General features: G+C 56.6%; 17 protein-coding genes, 1 other RNA gene and 2 pseudogenes. 9 read left to right on the forward strand and 11 right to left on the reverse strand.

The features are described from left to right. Nucleotides 1-288 carry a hypothetical protein gene (locus GHO25_RS08245; protein ID WP_153390550.1) on the reverse strand — a complete coding sequence of 96 codons (288 nt, stop codon included), beginning with the start codon at nucleotides 286-288 and terminating at the stop codon, nucleotides 1-3. A gap of 416 nt (nucleotides 289-704) precedes the next feature. Here GHO25_RS08245 and GHO25_RS08250 point away from each other — a divergent pair, with 416 nt between their 5' ends. After that, on the forward strand, nucleotides 705-1,688 hold the full coding sequence (locus GHO25_RS08250) for a helix-turn-helix transcriptional regulator (RefSeq protein ID WP_372240929.1): 984 nt from the start codon (nucleotides 705-707) through the stop codon (nucleotides 1,686-1,688). A 36-nt stretch (nucleotides 1,689-1,724) separates the two neighbouring features. Here the strand turns inward: GHO25_RS08250 and GHO25_RS08255 are convergent, their stop codons facing one another. After that, nucleotides 1,725-3,650 carry a tyrosine-protein phosphatase gene (locus tag GHO25_RS08255; RefSeq protein ID WP_153390553.1) on the reverse strand — a complete coding sequence of 642 codons (1,926 nt, stop codon included), beginning with the start codon at nucleotides 3,648-3,650 and terminating at the stop codon, nucleotides 1,725-1,727. 605 nt (nucleotides 3,651-4,255) lie between these two features. On the opposite strand from GHO25_RS08255, the gene GHO25_RS08260 reads away from it, so the two are divergent. The 5 genes from GHO25_RS08260 to GHO25_RS08280 all read left to right on the forward strand — a co-directional run bounded on the left by GHO25_RS08260 (nucleotide 4,256) and on the right by GHO25_RS08280 (nucleotide 7,819). Next, a complete protein-coding gene (locus tag GHO25_RS08260; RefSeq protein ID WP_048372842.1) occupies nucleotides 4,256-4,573 on the forward strand; it encodes a hypothetical protein in 318 nt (105 codons plus the stop codon). Then, the gene (locus GHO25_RS08265; protein ID WP_178110031.1) at nucleotides 4,563-4,847 is read left to right on the forward strand and encodes a DNA-binding transcriptional regulator; all 285 of its coding nucleotides are present in this window, start codon (nucleotides 4,563-4,565) and stop codon (nucleotides 4,845-4,847) included. Before GHO25_RS08260 ends, GHO25_RS08265 begins: the two co-directional genes overlap by 11 nt. Nucleotides 4,848-4,995: 148 nt before the next feature. After that, a complete protein-coding gene (locus tag GHO25_RS08270; RefSeq protein WP_153390595.1) occupies nucleotides 4,996-6,306 on the forward strand; it encodes an IS4 family transposase in 1,311 nt (436 codons plus the stop codon). Nucleotides 6,307-6,548: 242 nt separating this feature from the next. Further along, entirely contained in the window at nucleotides 6,549-7,532 is a 984-nt protein-coding gene (locus GHO25_RS08275; protein WP_153390555.1) for a hypothetical protein, read from the forward strand. Between the two features lie 2 nt (nucleotides 7,533-7,534). After that, entirely contained in the window at nucleotides 7,535-7,819 is a 285-nt protein-coding gene (locus GHO25_RS08280) for an STAS-like domain-containing protein (protein ID WP_153390557.1), read from the forward strand. A 25-nt stretch (nucleotides 7,820-7,844) separates the two neighbouring features. On the opposite strand, the pseudogene xerC reads toward GHO25_RS08280, so the two are convergent. Continuing rightward, nucleotides 7,845-8,759 (reverse strand): annotated as a pseudogene (gene xerC / locus GHO25_RS08285) (tyrosine recombinase XerC); the annotation flags it as partial. Between the two features lie 78 nt (nucleotides 8,760-8,837). Here xerC and GHO25_RS26105 point away from each other — a divergent pair. Then, nucleotides 8,838-9,071 (forward strand): hypothetical protein, encoded by a 234-nt coding sequence (locus GHO25_RS26105; protein WP_178110032.1) that lies wholly within the window; start codon nucleotides 8,838-8,840, stop codon nucleotides 9,069-9,071. Nucleotides 9,072-9,119: 48 nt separating this feature from the next. Beyond that, nucleotides 9,120-9,329 (forward strand): annotated as a pseudogene (locus GHO25_RS26865) (DUF2514 family protein); the annotation flags it as partial. Between the two features lie 44 nt (nucleotides 9,330-9,373). On the opposite strand, the gene GHO25_RS08300 reads toward GHO25_RS26865, so the two are convergent. The 4 genes from GHO25_RS08300 to GHO25_RS08315 all read right to left on the reverse strand — a co-directional run bounded on the left by GHO25_RS08300 (nucleotide 9,374) and on the right by GHO25_RS08315 (nucleotide 11,189). After that, nucleotides 9,374-9,613: a hypothetical protein gene (locus GHO25_RS08300; protein WP_153390559.1), complete on the reverse strand. Its 240-nt coding sequence runs from the start codon at nucleotides 9,611-9,613 to the stop codon at nucleotides 9,374-9,376. Between the two features lie 158 nt (nucleotides 9,614-9,771). Next, on the reverse strand, nucleotides 9,772-10,326 hold the full coding sequence (locus GHO25_RS08305; protein ID WP_153390561.1) for a hypothetical protein: 555 nt from the start codon (nucleotides 10,324-10,326) through the stop codon (nucleotides 9,772-9,774). A 120-nt stretch (nucleotides 10,327-10,446) separates the two neighbouring features. After that, nucleotides 10,447-10,838, reverse strand: a transfer-messenger RNA (tmRNA) gene (gene ssrA, locus GHO25_RS08310). A 72-nt stretch (nucleotides 10,839-10,910) separates the two neighbouring features. Continuing rightward, nucleotides 10,911-11,189: a hypothetical protein gene (locus tag GHO25_RS08315; RefSeq protein ID WP_153390563.1), complete on the reverse strand. Its 279-nt coding sequence runs from the start codon at nucleotides 11,187-11,189 to the stop codon at nucleotides 10,911-10,913. 490 nt (nucleotides 11,190-11,679) lie between these two features. On the opposite strand from GHO25_RS08315, the gene GHO25_RS08320 reads away from it, so the two are divergent. Beyond that, entirely contained in the window at nucleotides 11,680-12,030 is a 351-nt protein-coding gene (locus GHO25_RS08320; protein WP_048373219.1) for a DUF6124 family protein, read from the forward strand. A 145-nt stretch (nucleotides 12,031-12,175) separates the two neighbouring features. On the opposite strand, the gene GHO25_RS08325 is transcribed toward GHO25_RS08320, so the two are convergent. The 4 genes from GHO25_RS08325 to GHO25_RS08340 are packed head-to-tail and all read right to left on the reverse strand — an operon-like array spanning nucleotide 12,176 to nucleotide 17,917. Continuing rightward, nucleotides 12,176-14,980 (reverse strand): FAD-binding and (Fe-S)-binding domain-containing protein, encoded by a 2,805-nt coding sequence (locus tag GHO25_RS08325; protein WP_153390565.1) that lies wholly within the window; start codon nucleotides 14,978-14,980, stop codon nucleotides 12,176-12,178. Beyond that, nucleotides 14,977-15,648 (reverse strand): lactate utilization protein C, encoded by a 672-nt coding sequence (locus tag GHO25_RS08330; protein ID WP_153390567.1) that lies wholly within the window; start codon nucleotides 15,646-15,648, stop codon nucleotides 14,977-14,979. The genes GHO25_RS08325 and GHO25_RS08330 overlap by 4 nt, the downstream gene beginning before the upstream one ends. Then, complete coding sequence (locus GHO25_RS08335) at nucleotides 15,645-17,096, reverse strand: LutB/LldF family L-lactate oxidation iron-sulfur protein (RefSeq protein ID WP_153390569.1); 1,452 nt, start codon at nucleotides 17,094-17,096, stop codon at nucleotides 15,645-15,647. Before GHO25_RS08335 ends, GHO25_RS08330 begins: the two co-directional genes overlap by 4 nt. Then, nucleotides 17,093-17,917, reverse strand: a complete 825-nt coding sequence (locus tag GHO25_RS08340) for a (Fe-S)-binding protein (protein WP_123751756.1) — start codon at nucleotides 17,915-17,917, stop codon at nucleotides 17,093-17,095. Before GHO25_RS08340 ends, GHO25_RS08335 begins: the two co-directional genes overlap by 4 nt. Between the last annotated feature and the right edge of the window lie 135 nt (nucleotides 17,918-18,052).

An 18,052-nucleotide genomic window follows, 5' to 3' on the forward strand; every position in this document is an offset into this window, starting at 1 on the left:
TTATTGCTTAGTGCACTGCGCGCCTGCCCCCATGCCCATGGACGCGAGAGCCACCATCGGGCCGCTGGGCAACTCACACGTATATTCCCCGCCGGCGGTTTTAACGCTGAAGTACGTCGTATTGAAATCGTTGCGGATGTTCGAAATATCCGTAACCGGCTTACCAATACTGGTTTGAGCGCGACTCTTAAGATCACCTTCCGCAGGCTTGACCACCTGACACCCGGACATGCCGATAGACAACGTGCTGAAAACTGTAAGAACCGTTATTGAGTGAAAAAGCTTCATGGCAACCTCTGGGGAGTGCTGATTGTTTTTTGATGATTTTTGGGCGTGATGGGGCTTTATGAAGCGCACTGAACATCGCAGGGGCAGGCCCTGATTTAGCTACTGGCTCACCGTCTAAGGTTTAAAGGCCGCGCCCGCCGTGGGTGGTTTTTTTGGGATTGAGTTGGGGTGCAGGTTGGAAGTATTGGGGGTGGGTGGGGGGAGTGCAATTAGGGCGGATGGGCTAGTGGCTGTTGGCTATGGGGGGGCGTGCAAATCAATAATTAGGTTTTTCGTAGGAGGCACACATACGATTTAGTTTTGAAAAGCTTATTGCGGTGAAGTTTGGCTATCAAATGTGCGGCAATACACCTGTCACAAGTACTTGTTAGCTTTTAAACAGTCTTTAGCGTTAATAACTCAAGGTTTAAGCCAAGGTGTTTTCAGTCTCTACGCGCCAGCGAATAATTTTGCGTGCCGATAACCTCAAGTCGGACGATTTTTTTGCCCGGTTCTCAAAGATGTTTGGCAACGGTTACCCCGATCTTGCGTCCCAAACTCCCAATATCATCATTGGTGGAGTTTACGGCAGGCACGAAGGGGTTAGTTTCCGCCGCCTGCATTACCAAGGCAATTTCACAGTAACTTTGCCTGACCCCGTGGATGAGATCACCTTCGTCATTCCCACCGAGGGCCGGATTGTCTTCAATCACACGTCCGAATCATGTGGTGCTCCGCAAACCGGCTTGGCGATTGATAAGGCTGACATTCGCTCGATGCGGTTTATCGATAACCATGCTCACCACGGGATTTCACTCAATCGAGGGGTGCTTACTGAGCGTTTATCGACACTAATAGGTAAGCCGGTTTTGCAGCGGCTGGTTTTTGACTCAACAGTGGATCTGCACAATCCAGCGCTCCAGGGCGTTAAGGGGTTGATCGCCATGGCCACAGGGGTTGAGTTCGATGCGTTGATTCACGCCGGTACGTTGATGCCTTCTCGGCTGCGAGAAATGTTGATCGATGCGGTACTGGAAACCTGGCCTCACAACTTCACTCAAGCACTGCGGCTGCCTGCCCCGATGATTGCGCCCCGGCATGTGAAGTTGGCGGTTGAGTACATTCAGGCGCACCCCGAGCAGTTGCTCAGTGGCGTTGACCTTGCGCGACTGAGCAACGTCAGTCACCGCTCTTTACAGGAAGGATTTCGGCGGTTTATGGGCGTATCCATTGTGAGCTATCAACGCCAAGTGCGGTTGCAGTATGCCTACGATGCTCTGGCGTACGGGGCAGGAGCGTCAGTCGCGCACGTTGCCTTGCGCTTTGGTTTCAGCAATGTCGGCCGATTTTGCCAGTACTTTCAGAGTGCATATGGTCTTAGACCCGCCGATGTAAAGTCAGGCAAGCGGCCTCGACGCTAGCGACTTGATCGCGAGTCGAGGCCGCTGCCCTGTCACTCAGAACGCATAGCTGGCCTTGAGATTACCCCCAAAGCCGTGGCTACCACCGGCGCTTGCATTCATGTCAGCACCCAGGCTCAGCGCGCCAAGTTTGGCCATGAGATTGACGCCCCCTGTGAACTGATCACGGCTGTCGAAAGCAGCACGTTGCTCGATATTCAGACCGAGCAGTTGCCCACTGCTTTGCACGTCACGATCGCCGAGCGTGTGCTCATACCCCACCCTAACGCCAGGCACTAGTTGCCAATTGCCCAGGCTAATAGGCGCAAACGACACATCCAGCTTGGCCAAGGCGCTGCGGCGGGTTTGCTTGTTGCTGTCGACATCAAGTGCCAACTCGCTGCCTTTTTCCTTAAAGCTCGCTTGGTCCAGGTGGCTGATGCGTACACCAAGGCCGGGCTCGAAAATCATGCCGCTGACGGGAGCACGATAGCCAAACAAAAGCGTCGCCCCGACGAGCTTGCCATGGCTGTCCCCTTGGGCAGTACCGAGACCACCGCCTAGTTCCCGTTTGCTGTCGTAGTCGAAATAGCCTGCGCTGGCATTGGCGTCGACGAAAAGGCCCTGTTCTAACCTCTCCAGCGCGTAACGAGCGCCGAGGTTGAAGAAGGTCAAATCGGTGTCGACCGAGCCACCCGCGCCACCGACTTTACCTTGGCTATAACCAACACTTGCCCGGCCACTCAATTGCTCTGAGAAGCGCTGGGTCGCTCCCAGCATTAAACCTTGGTTGTGTTCGTTACTGCTTTGAGTGTGCGAGGAGCCATCAGTGCCGAGGTAATCTGTCAGTGTGGTGGACCACAATCGGTATTGACCCATTTTGAGATCGGTACCGCTTGCGTAAGGTGCCGCAGATTGATCAATCAAAGCATTCTGGCGCAGCAGATAGCTGGCGGCGTCAGCGTGGACCTGGCCCCCAACGGTGGACTCGACACCGTCCAGATTTTGGTTGTCGATGGCAGCCTGCAAGTAATAGTTGTAAGCCGTGTAGGTGCCGGACAAGCGGGTGTTTTGCAATTGCTGTAGCAGCTTCGCACCAGCCGCCGAGTTACCCACCACCCCTGCTTGCCCAGGCAAACTGTTGTACTCGACCATTTTGGCCCGCAACACGTAGATAGTTTCTTGTGATAATCCCAGCCCTTGCTTGAGGTAATTATCCATGCTGCCGTATTGGGCGCTGACCTGGTCCAGCCCAGCCTGCAGGTAGCTCGCATCTACACCGAGTAACGGAGCGTAGATGCTTGCCATGCCCGGCGGCATGGCTTTCAACGTCGCAGCTATACGCTCGGCAGAGTATTCATTGGTCGCCAGGTAATCACTCATAATCGTCGCGCTGTCGACGCCTGCGATGCTTTGCAGAACGGCTGCTGCCCACCCTGTACGGTCTTTGCCGGCAGTGCAATGCAGCAACTGCGCCGCATCAACGCTGGCCAGTTCATTGAACAGCGTACCGAACTGCGCGCGCATTCCGGCATCGCCGACAAAAGCGCGATTGGTTTCCTGCATCAACTTCATGGCTGCAGCAGAATCCGGTGCATTAAGGATTGCAGCGGTAGTGATATTTGCCCCCGACGTGGCGGCACCGAGGATGTCGATATTTTGATAAGTAGCGCCAGTGAGCGGCGCGTCAGGCGCCGTCGAGATTTCGCCGGGTGTGCGTAAGTCATAGACCGCCTTGATGCCCAAGCTATCAAGCGTGGCCAGATCCGCAGCCGATGGCGTCAGCGCATTCGAGCGATAAAACACACCTGCACGCAGGGTCCCATCGTGGGCTGTGGAGCGAGCAGTGGTAGTGCCGGCCACGTCGCGGAAGTTGTCCATGCTGCTCAGGCGCGGAGTATTAAGGGCTTCACCCCCGACGGCGTGAGCCGCGACGATGGAAAGACTCAAAATGGACAGCGAGTACAGAGAACGTTGCAGCATGGTTCAGCCTCATCGATAACGTTAAGGCTGCCTACTATCTGTATCGAACTGATACCAAAGATGACAAATTGGTGGCTAAGACGAATTTATGCGTGATTGGTCCATTGGCTGCGCTTTTTGTCCAATTCATGCTTGATTGAAAGTGGAATATCGCCTCTCGGGACTGTGTCTGCGCATCCCGCACGGCTTCAAATTATGTTTTGGTGCAGGGGGAATAAATTGCGGGCGTGAGTAGAGGGAGGGCGGCGGATAGCCAGAAACAAGAAAGCACGCACGGGGCGGGCTTCTTGGGTGTTTGGCAGAAAGCTATTTGGTGGGCCGGGGGATTTGCGTTAGCTCAGTATGTACGTGAGTACTGGGTGCCACGTGTAGAGAGTTATCTAAGTGTCGGTGTTGTATGAAAAGTACTAGCCGGTTGAATCATGCCCCCAAACTTTCGACACAGAGATGTGCGATTAAGGCGTTATAACCCCGCCCTCATTGGTCATCAGGTAGCTGCAAGATGCTTTGAGCAGGTTTGACGGTATGGATGGCACGGCGTTGAACGTAAATCACCCGACCAGCGTGCCTTGTACGTTCATACGGCTTTGCCGTATATTTTCGCCATGTATACGATCGTCGAAACCGAAATTTTCAAGCGTTACGCCGAATCCATATGGCGTGATGATGAGCGCCAGGAGTTTATCGCGTGGTTGGCGGTGAATCCGTTCGTAGGCGAAGTGATTCCCGGCTGCGGTGGGTTACGTAAGGTGCGTTGGTCTCGTGGTGGGATGGGTAAGCGTGGTGGTACGCGGGTTATCTATTACAACGCGCTTGCTGAAGGCCATATATGGTTGCTGATCGCCTACGCCAAGGCGAAGTTTGACAACCTGCCGATCGCCTTCCTGAATCAATTGAAAGAGGAGATCAGTAATGGATCATGAAATGGAAAATTTCCAGAAAGACTTGTTGGCTTCTGTTCGCCAAATGAAAGCTGGCAAGGCGGTGCGCGCAACTGAGGTGACACTTTCGGTCGCCGCTGAGGCGAGAGCTAAAGTCGGATTATCTCAAAGTGCATTTGCGCAGCTTCTAGGGGTCAGCCTGCGTACGTTGCAAGATTGGGAGCAAGGCCGCCGCAGACCAGCGGGTGCGGCACAGACGCTGTTGAGGGTGGCAAGTCAGCATCCAGAAGCGCTGCGGGACCTGCAGGCTATCTGATGCTGGGGTGTGAATGCCTTTAATTCAGTGAAATTCAGGCACAAAAAAAGACGCCCTAAGGCTAATGCCAGTCAGTTAAGACTGACGCATTGACCTTTAGCCCACAGGCCGCAAAATCCGATGCTTGGAAACGAGCATCGGATTTTTTATGCGCCTGTCAAAAGCCCTGTCCCTTACCCATGAAATGGCATCGCGGCCACATGCCCTTGAGGGGCTAGGAGCCTTGCTTGATCCAGACATCGTTAAGCAAGCCTTCGAAAGCGCGGGTGTCTCGACCATTCGCAAGCGCCGTCTTCCACTTGAAAGCCTAGTGTGGTGCATCATCGGCATGGCGTTGTTTCGCCGGATGTCGGCTTGGGATGTTGTGAATCACATGGACATCATGCTGCCGGGCAAGCGGCTTCTGGTAGCACCGAGCGCTGTTGTTCAAGGGCGGCAACGGCTCGGGAGCGATGCTGTCCGCGAAGTCTTCACGCTTACCCAGCAGCGGTGGCACGAAGAGGCCAAACACCCTCAATGGCTGGGACTAACGCTACTTGGCGTGGATGGTGTCGTCTGGAATGCTCCGGATACCGCGCAAAACCGTGCGCACTATGGCGGCGCTACTAACCAGCACGGCGATGGCAGTTTTCCTCAAGTTCGAATGGTCTGTCAGATGGAGCTGACCAGCCACCTGCTGATAAGCAGCACGTTCGAGAGCTACCACAGTAGCGAAATGAAGTTGGCCGAAAAACTGATCTCCACGACTCCCGATCATTCGCTCACCCTGTTCGACAAAGGGTTCTACTCGTTGGGCTTGCTGCACCACTGGCAATCACAAGGTGAGCATCGACACTGGCTGATCCCTTTGAAAAAAGGCACTCAGTACGAGATTGAGCACAAGCTTGGGCGCAATGATGCCTTGGTCATGCTGCGGACATCGCCTCAAGCCCGCAAGCAATGGCCAGGCTTGCCGCTAGAAATTCGAGCGCGACTATTAAGCAAAACGATCAAGGGAAAGGTTGTAAGCGTGCTGACCTCCATGACCGATCCGCTGCGCTTCCCGTGCGATGAGATCGTCGATCTTTACAGTCAGCGTTGGGAAATCGAACTGGGCTATCGCGAGATCAAACAAGGACTTTTGGGGGGAGAGTACACGCTGCGAAGCAAGACACCGGAGATGATTGCGCAAGAGCTGTGGGGCGTGCAGCTGGGTTACAACCTATTGCGTTATCAGATGGTGCAAATGTCCAGGCAGTGCCCTGGTGTGTACCCATGTGAAATGAGCTTTACCGCCTGCAGTTGGGCGATTTTGGGCTTGCTGCATGGCACGTCACTGAACCATCCCGGCAACTTGCCAGGGTTTCTAGCCGATTTGCAGGCATCAGCGCCGCAGTATGTTTTGCCCCATCGGCGACCTGATCGGTGGTTCCCGCGAGCAGTGAAGCAGCGCCCAGCAAAATATCCGACCCGAAAATAAAGATGCCAGTCAGCTTAACTGACTGGCATTAGGCCTCAGGGCCTCTTTTTTTTCGGACTTGGTGGAGGCGGGGGGATTTGAACCCGCATCCAAGCTAAGTAATACGGGCCTTGCAGCTTGATGACTGGCATAAGGCTGTCATCGCAACATTCAGCCCACCAAAACCGCGTATCAGATCATTTTGGAAAAAGAGGCCAGTAGTGGCAATATGATAGACCGACAATAAATTCAAAGGAATGAGCTTGGCTACCCTCGTCGAGGCCCTCGATTGGCTTCCAAAGTATTACGGTCACCTAGATGCTGAAGCGGAGCATCGGGTTCCAGATAAGTATTATTCACCTGGATTCATCGCCGCTTTCGCAGCGTATCTAGTCCATAAACGTGTTAACCAGAAATCCGTCGTTTTTGATAACGAGAATCACAAAGGGTATTTTTCTGCCGTCGGTCTGGCTAAGGCTCTCTGGGGGGTAGACGATTATCAATATGAGCGCAAGAATGCGGGACTGAACTATGCTCCATTGACAGCGCTTGCATCGCAAGATGATGTTGACAAAGCGACCGCCCAGATCAACAGTTGTTTAAGGTCGTTTGCGCGTGCTGGTCCTGAAGATTACGTGGGTAGTCCGGCTTTTAAAGAGCTGACCCACGTCGTTGGAGAGATGCACGACAACGTATGGTCGCACGGCCTTAACACGGGGTTCTCTGTGGCTCAGCGTCATGCGATCAAAAACGGATCAGGCTACGCCATCGAGTTTTCCTTGGCGGATTGTGGCATGGGTTTTCTCCAGGAGCTGAAACGCTCTCGGATCGCGGGTGCAAAGGGCATCGCTACTGATAGGGAAGCAGTCGAGTGGTGTATACAGGAAGGGAACTCGTCAAAGCTTGCTACGCTCGAAGATGAGTGGGCGCAATCAGTACCGGAAGATTACCTTGGATCAAGCCCTTTTGGTGGCATCGCAGTCGCGAGATCTGGAAACGGAAACCATCACCAAGGCTTAGGATTGGCTAAGCTTCTTGAACTCGCCAAGTCTTATGAGGGAATTTTGAATATTGCCTCGGGTGATTGCTTGATGATGCTGCGCCGAGGTGGGCAGAGTTTTAGACGGCTTTCGCGGCCGTGGAGGGGAGTTGCGGTTTCCCTTTCCATTAAAGAATCTAGTCTCATGGGCGCTAAGGTTGTTGAGGCTGAAGATGTACGAGATATCATGAATTTATTGAGGGGGTAATGATGGAAACGTTTGCCTTTCGGCACAGTGACCTAGCTTCCCGAAGCCTCGCCTCGAAGGAGCGGAGTGCTTTGTACCGGCAGTTACACGATCATGAGCAGATTGTGATCGATCTCGCGTCGGTAGAGTCTATCTCCGAGTCTTTTGCTGATGAGCTTTTCGGTGTACTTGTGCTTGAGCGAGGATTCGACTTCGTTATTAAGCACGTAAAGATTGTTAACGCTGCAGACGATGTGCTGAGATCTATTGCGATCGCAATGAAGCGACGTAGAGTTGTAGCTGCATAGCGTGATGAGCGCGAGAAAAAGGGGGCTAAGTAGCCCCCTTTTTCGTCGCTGACTCTTCTGTTTGGTTTTTCCATAACCCCTCGGCGCGCTGACCAGCGGACAAATCTGCAGCGGGCATCCATCGTCCATAGACACGTGCAATCATAGTCCAGTCGCTATGCCTCATTTGTTTTGCAACCCACATAGGATGTTCGCTGGCAGACAGCATCATTGACGCGTAGGTGTGGCGGGTTTGGTATGGCCGTCGGTATCTGACACCAGCTTTCTTCATCGCAGGCACCCACATCGTTTTCTGGATCGGCCCGTCTCCCGCCCAACGCTCCAGCGTCCTTGGGTTCTGGAAGACTTCAGCATCTGCCAAGAACGTGTGAGCCTTTTGCGATCTTAATGCCTCCAGCGCAGGCCGGAGCAGCTTCACGCTTCGGCGCCCGGCGGCGGTCTTCGTGATCTCAGCCTTCCCCTTGCTCGCCTGGGTCATTGCTCTACTCACCATTACTTCCTCCCGAAGCCAGTCTATGTAGCCCCAGTCAAGCGCCACCAGTTCACTGGTACGCAGGCCGGTCCAGAAAGCGAACTGCATCATATTGCGAGCCTGGCCGGAGAGGGCGCCCAGAGCGGCTTGCTGCTCCTCGGGGCTGAATGGATCTACATCATCCTCTTTCGGCGGCGCGGCCTCCCTCGAATAGGTTCAGCCCGCCAGTGGACTCAACTCAATCAACTCTTCCTCGGCGGCATCGTTCAGCGCCGAGCGCAGGCAGCTTTGTATATTGCTGAGCGTCTTATTTCTCACTTCCAGGGTGTCGAGCCATTCGCGAACGGCCTTTCGCTTCAGGACCACCAGCATCGTGTCGCCCAGGGCTGGGATCAGACGAAGCGTGACCAGCTTCCGGTACCCGTCGAAGGTGCTGCTGGCGATGTGCTTTTCCTTCGCAGCCAGCCACACCCGGTGCATCAACTACGGGCTGATCGGGTTGGCTGATCGCTCGGCAATCTACGCCCGGGCGCTGAAGGTGCTGGCATGAGCCCGGCGCGCTGGCTGGGCCTTGTGCTGCTGCTGGCCATTGCTTGTTTTGACACATGGAAAGTGGACGCCTGGCGTTACGGTAAGCAACTGGCCGACGTCCGCAAGGAGTTCGCTGACTTCAAATCAAAAACAGCCACTGCCGCGACGAAAGCCAGCGAGGAAGTCCGGGCGATCGAGCAGCAACGCCAGCGTGACATTCAAAAGGTGCGCACTGATGCCGCTGAATAGAAACAGAAGGATGATGCTCTTGCTGATTTGTAGCGTGCTGACAGTAACCGGCTGCGCGAGCATATCGGACAACTACTTGCCGACAAAAGAATCCTCAATACTCGCCCTACCGAGCGAGGCAAGACAATCGAAGACCTTGCCGATCTGCTCGCAGAAGCTGATGGGTACGCGGGAGAGTTGGCGGCAGTGCTTACAGCAAGCCGTCGGGCCGGATTTCCTTGCGAGGCAAGCTATGACGCCGTAGCTGGGCTGCGTTGAAGAGTTTGAAAGGGATTGTGTTCGGACGTCAGGACGCTGCACGATTACTCCAGATTGGAGCCCATAATTCTTTGATGCTCCAACTGCTTCTTCCTGGATTTCAGTTGTGGCGCTACATATTGATCAAAATTGTGTCTCTGCCGATCTGTCACTTTGTCATAACCGACATCGGCTATGTGCCGCGCTATGCCGTGGGTCTTAGATCCTTCCTCCAGAAGACCTTCATCCACCAAGTTTTGAATCTCTTCATGTAGCTCTTCATTACCGTGGCTATTGAGACCCATGCAGCACCTCTATCTAATGGAACTTCCTGTCTAAAACTACCTCAAGCTAGCACGGATTCATTGACTGCAAAGCCTTGAGAACGGTGCAAGGGTTCTAGGTAGGCGCTAAAAGCCCTGCAACGCGAGGCCCGAGACGTGTTTCCGCCCATACTGCAGCATCATTGGCGATCGGTACTATTGCGTAATTCTTTGTTGGCCTTCATGCGCTTGGCTATTTCATCACGCAGTTGCTTTTCCGGTTTAAGCTTAAGGCTCTGGCCATTCGTGCAATGGATGGTCACCCGGAATGTCATGAGGTCGATCCAGTTTTTGAAGCTCCGACCCTGATGCGCGACCCAGTTGCTGTTGGACTCCAACAGAAAGCCGAAATGTGATTGCTCGCCATCATTGAGCGTTCGCAGGAGTTGATCGCAGAACTCAGTAGGTGCCCCGATTTTGATGATCCCGTGTGTTTTCTTTAACAGGCCGTGGCTCAGGCCTATTGCGCTGATTTTAAATGGCCGTTCACCGACATTTGTCACCATTATCGAAGCTAGGTTGGTTGGATTCATGCCCGCACCCACGATAGTCCGAACGCCGCATGTGGCTTGGATTTTCACCCGGCCCACTTCTTTTGCCAGGGTAAGAGCTACGACTGCCGCGAAGACTGAGCCGCCTGCGCTCGCCCAATCCGCCATTGATCCCCAGTTTAATGCTGTAAGCCAATCCGGCATTTCTTCGTCCTTGATCCGTGATGCTGTCATTAAGCTGGCATAACCGAGTCAAAACCACCCATTCAGGCACAAAAAAGGCACTTGCGATAATCGCTAAGTGCCTGATTTTTGTATCGGATTTGGTGGAGCCGGGGGGATTTGAACCCCCGTCCGCCAGTACTCCGCTGTCGGTACTACATGCTTAGCCGTTTCTATTAAGTTAACCCTCAGCGACCCGAAGGGCAGGGTGCTTTGGGCGAGTTGTGTAAGTTTTAGCCGCTTCGTCCACAACGTACTGCACGGCGATCCTGTTCTATATGACAATCACTTCAGGTTTACAGGCATCCCCTAGTGATTGCTGGACCCGAAGGTACCAGGAGGATGGCTAAGGCAGCTTACGCTGCGAGAGCTTGACCCTCGTAGGTTTCGTCATTGGCAACTATAAGTAGTTGCAACAGTGGATTTACGAGTTCTGTTACCAACTCGGCATGCACCTAGAGTTTCGCAACCGGCGTCGAATCCTAAACGGCCCCGATGCTTGCTGGCCGTAACCAGCAAGCTGCGCAGTCTACGCCAATTCGGCGCAGAAGGCCAATCTCAGGGGGCTATTTACCTTCACCTCCTTTGGTGAGGTCTTGCAGTCGCTGCAGCACTTGGGTGGTGGTGGCGATGCAATCTTCGGTTTTGCCAGCCGCTTGTTCAGTTTTGGCCTTTTGGATTTGATCAGTCAGGTTGGTGTCTGTGTTCTCGCTGGTGGCTACCAGCGTTGCCATCGCATCGTCAATTTTCTGAAGGTTGATCTGGCACAGATTTTCTGCCGCAAACACCGGAGAGGCCAACATTGCAGCGGATACAAACAGACCAGCCAATGCGGTACGTTTCATAGGGTCAAGCTCCTTGTGCACAGTAAGGCCCGGTGGCTCCGGGCTCGGTTATAGGCCCCAATCGTTAGGGCTCAAGCCAATTGACTATAGCCACGCTCTCGAGTTCTGCCTGCGTTTGGCCAGTATTTGATGAATTTTTTTGTGCCCAAAAAGGGGGCGTTTTCAGGCGGTTCGTAGGCCCGATCCCTTTCCTTCTTATGAAACTTCCTAGACACTCTCGTTCGCTTGCGCCTGTCCAGTTCGGGGCATAGTCTCGGCCCATCGCTGCACATCAGCGGTCGGGTTTAGTAGCCCGGTTTAAATTGACGGCGCAAGGCGCCACCTCCGCGAGGCGTTTTTTTTGGCCTGCGTTTTATGGTGGCCGTGCGCAGGGCGCCCATGTGGCGCGCCGGTTTCCGTCATTACCGGTCTACTAACCTGCGCATGGCTGCCACCCATTCGTTTAGTAGCGACAGGTGACAGCTCCTTAAATAATGATGGAGTTGTACCGATGAAAAAGATTGTCCCCGATCCACCTGCCTTACCCTCGCAAGAGGCTGTTCAGTGCGATGCACTGTCGTTAGACCGCGCGGCCACCGAGCGCGCCCTCAATTACTACCTGCACGACCATAAGCCTCCACGGCACGTGGATCAGGCCACGTATGCCATACCCGACAACGTCAATGTAGAAGCGGCTTTGGCCCAAGCGTCAGACTTGTTGCGCTGCGCGGGTGCTTCGGCGTGTGAGGCGGGGAATGGTTTGAGCGGGCATGCGCGCAGCTTGGTGTTGTCGAGCATGCATTTGGTGGAGTTGGCCAAAGCGTATGTGGATAAGTCGCTGGATGGGTTGACGACGCACTAGAGCAGCACGCGCCTGAGTGCAAGCAGGCGCGTCCTATTGACCTCATTTCTGTGGGAGCGGGCTTGCTCGCGATAGTGTCGGCGCGGTCTCAGAACCACCGCGTCGTTTGTATCGCGAGCAAGCCCGCTCCCACATTGTTCACCGCTCAACGAGCGGTGCTGACGCGGTCTACCAGGTAGACCAGGCCGTGGTAGTCGATGCCGCCATGTTGGCTCAGGCCGATTTCACACGTGCGGCTGGTCGATATTCCTTCGCTGCAATGCTGCACGGCATCTTTTAAGGTGCGCAGTGAGTGGGCGTTTAGCTCGGGGGTGGTAAAGCCTTTGTCGCCGGCAAAACCGCAGCAATGTATCCCTTCGGGTATCACCACCTCGGTGCTGCACAGGCGTGCGATGTCGATCAGCGCCTGGCTTTCGCCCAGGTGCTGGGTGCTGCAGGTGACATGCACGGCGATGGGGGCGGTTTGTGGGGTGAAGTTCAACTTATCCACAAGGTGGGTGCGGATGAAGCGCACCGGGTCGTAGAGGTCGAGGCGGGTTTCGCCCAAGTCCTGGACCAGGCGCAGGGTGCAGGGGCTGGTGTCGCAGTAAATAGGGTCGACCCCGCCACGGCTGGCGTGCAGCAAGGCGCCGATGAGTTCCTGGCGTTTGTGTTCAGCCTGTTCGTTGTAGCCCTTGGAGGCAAACGGCTGGCCGCAGCACAGGCTGTCCATGTTCTCGGGGAAGACCACTTGGTAACCGGCTTTTTCCAGCAGGTTGCGGGTTTTGTCGAGCAACGAGGTTTGCTCTTTGTCGCCCGCCGCAGGGCCCATGACGCGGGACACGCAGGCCGCCAAATACACCACCCGCGGGCGGGCATCTTTAACCGGCGGGCTGAAGCGTATCGCCCGCTCGGGTTGCGGCATGGCGTTGGTCCACAGCGGCACGCGGCCTTTGCTGGCTTTGGTCAGCGCTGCCGAGATTTTGCCCAGGCGCGGCGCACCCAGCAGGATGCGTGCGCCATTGGCCACGTGCAGGGTGAAGCGCGCGCCCTGTAGCGTGGTTGCAAAGTGATTGCCCAGTAGGTTGGCGGCTTTGAGGTGGTTGGCGCTGCGCGCGCGCAGTTTTTTCACCAGTTCGCCGGTGTTGATGCCCACCGGGCAACGCTGGGCGCACAAACCGGTGGCGGCGCAGGTGTCGATGCCTTGGTAGGCGTAGGCTTTTTCCAGCTCGCGGGTGTCGACCCCGGCGCGCTTTCTGGCCTGAATGTCACGCCAGATCACAATCCGTTGCCGTGGGCTGAGGGTCAGGCCTTTAGAGGGACACACCGGCTCACAAAAACCGCACTCGATGCACTTATCCACAATCTCGTCGGCGGCCGGCATCGGCTTGAGGTGTTTGAGGTGGATGTGCGGGTCTTCGCTGAGCACCACGTCGGGGTTGAGGATGCCTTGCGGGTCGAGCAAACGCTTGAGTGCCCACATTAATTGGTAGGCGTCGCTGCCCCATTCCAGCTCAACAAACGGCGCCATGTTGCGCCCGGTGCCGTGTTCGGCCTTGAGCGAGCCGCCGAACTCCACGGCGATCAGTTGCGCCACGTCGTCCATAAACGCTTGGTAGCGGGCGACTTCTTCGGGGTTGTTAAAGCCCTGGGTGAACACAAAGTGCAGGTTGCCTTCGAGGGCGTGGCCGAACAGGATCGCTTCGTCGTAGTGGTGTTTGTCGAACAGTTCGATGAGGCGGTTGACGCCGATGGCCAGTTGCTCGACCGGGAAGGTCACGTCTTCGATGATCACCGTGGTGCCGGTTTTGCGCACCGCGCCGACGGCCGGGAAGGTGTCTTTGCGAATCGCCCAGAGTTTGGCGTTTTCGCCGGGGTTTTCGGTGAAGTCGACTTGTTTCTCGACCGCAAAGTCGGCCAGCGACGCCATGATCTGCGCCAGTTGCTCGTGCAGCAAGCTTTGGCTGGCCGCGCGGGACTCGATCAGCAGGGCGCAGGCATTGGCCGACAGCTCTTTAACGAACGCGGGCATGCCGGGTTTGTCTTGCACCGAGCGCAGGCTACGGCGGTCGAGCAGTTCGACGGCTGACACGGGCTGGCTTTTCAGCACGGTGACCGCATTGCAGCAGGTCTCTACGTCAGGGAAGACGATCAGCGCCGAGGCTTTGTTGGGGTGGTCGATGACCGTGTCGTAGGTCACCGAGCTGATAAAGCCCAGGGTGCCTTCGCTGCCGACCAGCAAATGGCTGAGGATATCCAGCGGGTCATCGAAGTCGACCAAGGCGTTGAGTGACAGGCCCGTGGTGTTTTTCAGACGGTATTTGTGGCGGATTTTTGCAGCCAATTCAGCGTTGGCGCGGGTCTCGCGGGCCAATGTCGCCAATTGGTCGAGCAGGGCGCTGTGGCTTTGACGAAAGGCGGCGATGTTGGCCGCGTCTTCGGTGTCTACCCGGGTGCCGTCGGCCAACACCACGCGAATACCGGCCAGGGTGTGGTAGGTGTTTTGCGCGGTGCCGCAGCACATGCCGCTGGCGTTGTTGGCGACGATGCCGCCGATTTTGCAGGCGTTGATCGAGGCCGGGTCGGGGCCGATCTTGCGCCCGAACGGTGCCAGCCAGGCGTTGGCTTGCGCGCCGATGACCCCCGGTTGCAGGCGGATTTGCGCGCCTTGCTCGCGAATAACTTTGCCGTTCCAGTTGTCGCCGAGCACGATCAGCACTGAATCGCTGATGGCCTGGCCTGACAGGCTGGTGCCCGCGGCGCGGAAGGTGACGGGCACCTGGTCGCGGCGGGCGAGGTTGAGCAGTTCAACCACTTCGTCTTCAGATTCGACGCGGATCACCAGTTGCGGGATCAGCCGGTAAAAGCTCGCGTCGGTGCCGAAAGCCAGGGTGGAAAGCGGGTCGGTGAAGCGGCGGTCGTCGGGGATCAACCGCTCGGCATCACGAGTAAACGTCGCAGGCAGGCTCATGCGTCCTCCAGAATTAATACCACCAGGTCTTTCGGGCCGTGGGCGCCGTAGGCCAGTACTTGTTCGATGTCAGCGGTTTTTGACGGGCCAGACACCAACAATGCGTTAGTCGGCATGCCCGCGGTCCAGTTCATTTCACGCTGCACTGAATAAAAGTTGTCGCGGATTTGGCTGGCCTTGAGCAACGCAAAATGCACCGGCGGTACCAGGCTCATCAGCCGCGGTTCTTCTGGCGTTGGCCAGAGGATCAAGCTGCCGGTGGCGGCAATCGCGCCCAAGGTGGTGGTGAAGCTGGCCGGGGTGTCATTGAACAGCTCGGCTTTCCATTCTTCCACGGGGCGGTCGTAGGCTTTGAGTGGGGGCAGCGCAGGGTTTTGTGCCCAATGCGCCGTCACTTTCTGCCCGTGCGCGGTGGTTGGGGCGATTAACAGGCTCGGCAATTGACGATCACCGACCAATTGCGCCAGCAGGGCGGGCCAGTCGGCTTCGGTGGTGAGGTGGATTTCGGTGTGCACGGCTTCCATCAACTTGCGCAGTTGCGGGATGCGTTGCTCCGGGGTGTAGGTCCACGGTTCTGTCACTAATGCTTCGTCGAAGTTGTCAGGCACGGGTGTGGTGCCTGTCAGGCTTTTACGCAGTTTGTTGAGGATGTTTTGCTTGGCGCTCATCGCGAGGCTCCCGACTTTTTCGCCATGTGTTCGCGGGCCATGTCGTGCAGCGAGCGGGCGGCGGGTTTAGGGGCGCTGTGGTTTTGGGTCCACGGGCCGACGTTGTTTGGCGTTAGCCCGCGCAGGCGGGTAGCGGCTTTGACGAACACGCGGTAGAGCGCGGGCGAGCTGTTGAGCTTGGCCCACAGGTTCCACATGAGGCGCTCTTTGCGTGAGTACTTGCTGCCTTGGCCGCGCATGATGCGTGGTACGGCATCGGGCGATTTAAAGTTCTCTTCGCGTAGGCGACGCAGCAATGCCGGGATCGGAATTTTTACCGGGCACACTTCGCCACAGGCGCCGCACAGCGACGAGGCGCTGGGGTGATCCGGGACTTTGCCCAGGCCGACCATGTGCGGGGTGATGATTGCGCCAATGGGGCCGGGGTACACCTCGCCGTAGGCATGACCGCCGATGCGGGTGTACACCGGGCAGTGGTTCATGCAGGCACCGCAGCGAATGCAGTTGAGGGTTTGGCGCAGTTCGCTGTCAGCAAACGCCTGGCTGCGACCGTTGTCGAGCAGCACCAGGTGGACTTCTTCGGGGCCGTCGAGCTCACCGGGTTTGCGTGGGCCGGAGATCATGTTGACGTAGGTGGTGATCGGTTGGCCGAGGGCCGAGCGGGTCAGCAATGACACCAGCGGTACAACGTCACGCAGGTTTTCGACCACTTTCTCGATGCCGGTGACGGCAATGTGTACTGGCGGCACGGTGGTCGACATACGCCCGTTGCCTTCGTTTTCGACCAGCAGCAGGGTGCCGGTTTCGGCCACGGCGAAGTTGACGCCGGACACGCCGATGTCGGCTTCGAAAAACTTTTGGCGCAGCACGCGACGACCGATCTGGATCAGTTGGTCGACGTCTTTGGTGTATTCAACGCCGAGCTTGTTGTGGAACAGGTCGGCCACTTGCCCGGCGTTCTTGTGGATCGCGGGCATGATGATGTGGGACGGCTTCTCGTTGTCGAGCTGAACAATGTACTCGCCCATGTCGGACTCAAGGCATTCAATACCTTGTGCGCCGAGCACGTGGTTCATTTCCATCTCTTCGCTGACCATCGACTTGCCTTTGATGACTTGCTTGGCGGCACGGCGGCGGGCAATCGAGAGCACGATGTCATTGGCCTGCTCGACGGTTTCGGCCCAGTGCACCTGCACACCGTTGCGGGTCAGGTTGGCTTCGAGGCGCTCCAGCAGGTCAGGCAGTTTGGACAGGGCGCGGGCGCGGACGGCATTGCCCAGCGCACGCAAATGCTCGCGTTCGTGGGCATCGCTGAAGGACACCGCGCGTTTGGTCATCAGCGAGTCCATGGCGTTGCGAAAGTTATTTCGCAATTGTTTGTCGGCCAATGCCTCGTGGGCGCGCTCGCGGAAGTCTTCTATGACGACAGCAGGGATCAACGCACTCATTGTGCACCTCCGGTGCGTTGCCACAGGAAGCTGGCCAGATGCTGACCGCGCAGGGCTTTTTGCTGTTTTTCGAGGGAACCGTTGATGTTCATCAGGCAGCCGCAGTCGGCGGTCAACACTTGGTGTGCACCGGTTTCAATCAGGGCGCGGGTCTTGTCGGCGACCATGGCCCCGGAAATATCTGGCAGGCGTACGCTGAATGTCCCACCAAAGCCGCAGCATTCGCTTTCATGGCTGTGGTCGATGCGCTCGACGTTGCCCAGTTGCGCGAGCATTTCGCGGCCGTGCAGGTGGGTGTTCATTTCGCGACGGGCAGAGCAGGAGGTGTGCAGCGCGACTTTGATCGGGGCGCCGCTGTCCTTGAACTGCACTTTGCACACAAACAGCAAGAACTCGGTGAGTTCAAAGGTGCGTTCGGCCAGGGCGTGGACCTTTTTCAAGGTGTCTGGCTCGTCTTTGAACAGGTCTTCGTAGTGTTCGCGCAGCATGCCGGCGCAGGAGCCGGAGGGCACGACCACGGGGTAATCTTCGGCAAACAGCGCCAATTGTGCACGGGCCACTTCGCGGGCCTGGTCGGTATAACCCGAGGTGTAGGCCGGTTGCCCGCAGCAGCTTTGGCCTTGCGGGTAGTCCACGTCGATGCCTTCGCGTTCGATCAGGTGGATCGCGTCCATCCCGGCTTCGGGGAAGAACAGGTCGACGACGCAGGTGCCGAACAAGTAGACCTTGCGGGGTTTGTGCGCAGGGTAATGGCGCGGGGTCGGAAGGGGTGGGGCGACACGGGTCGCATTGGGCACGGCGTTGTAAAAAAGCTCGCTCATCAGGCGTCTCCGGGTGGTCCCGGTTATAGATCCACAGTAGCGGCTGAAAACCCTCTTCAGCCGCGAGGCAGACCGGGTAATAAAGTGTGAGCGCCGGGGACGTGCCCCGGCGCTTTTAACGTGGTGTAACCATAG

The organism is Pseudomonas sp. FSL R10-1350 (assembly GCF_009600525.1).
Taxonomy (GTDB): domain Bacteria; phylum Pseudomonadota; class Gammaproteobacteria; order Pseudomonadales; family Pseudomonadaceae; genus Aquipseudomonas; species Aquipseudomonas helleri.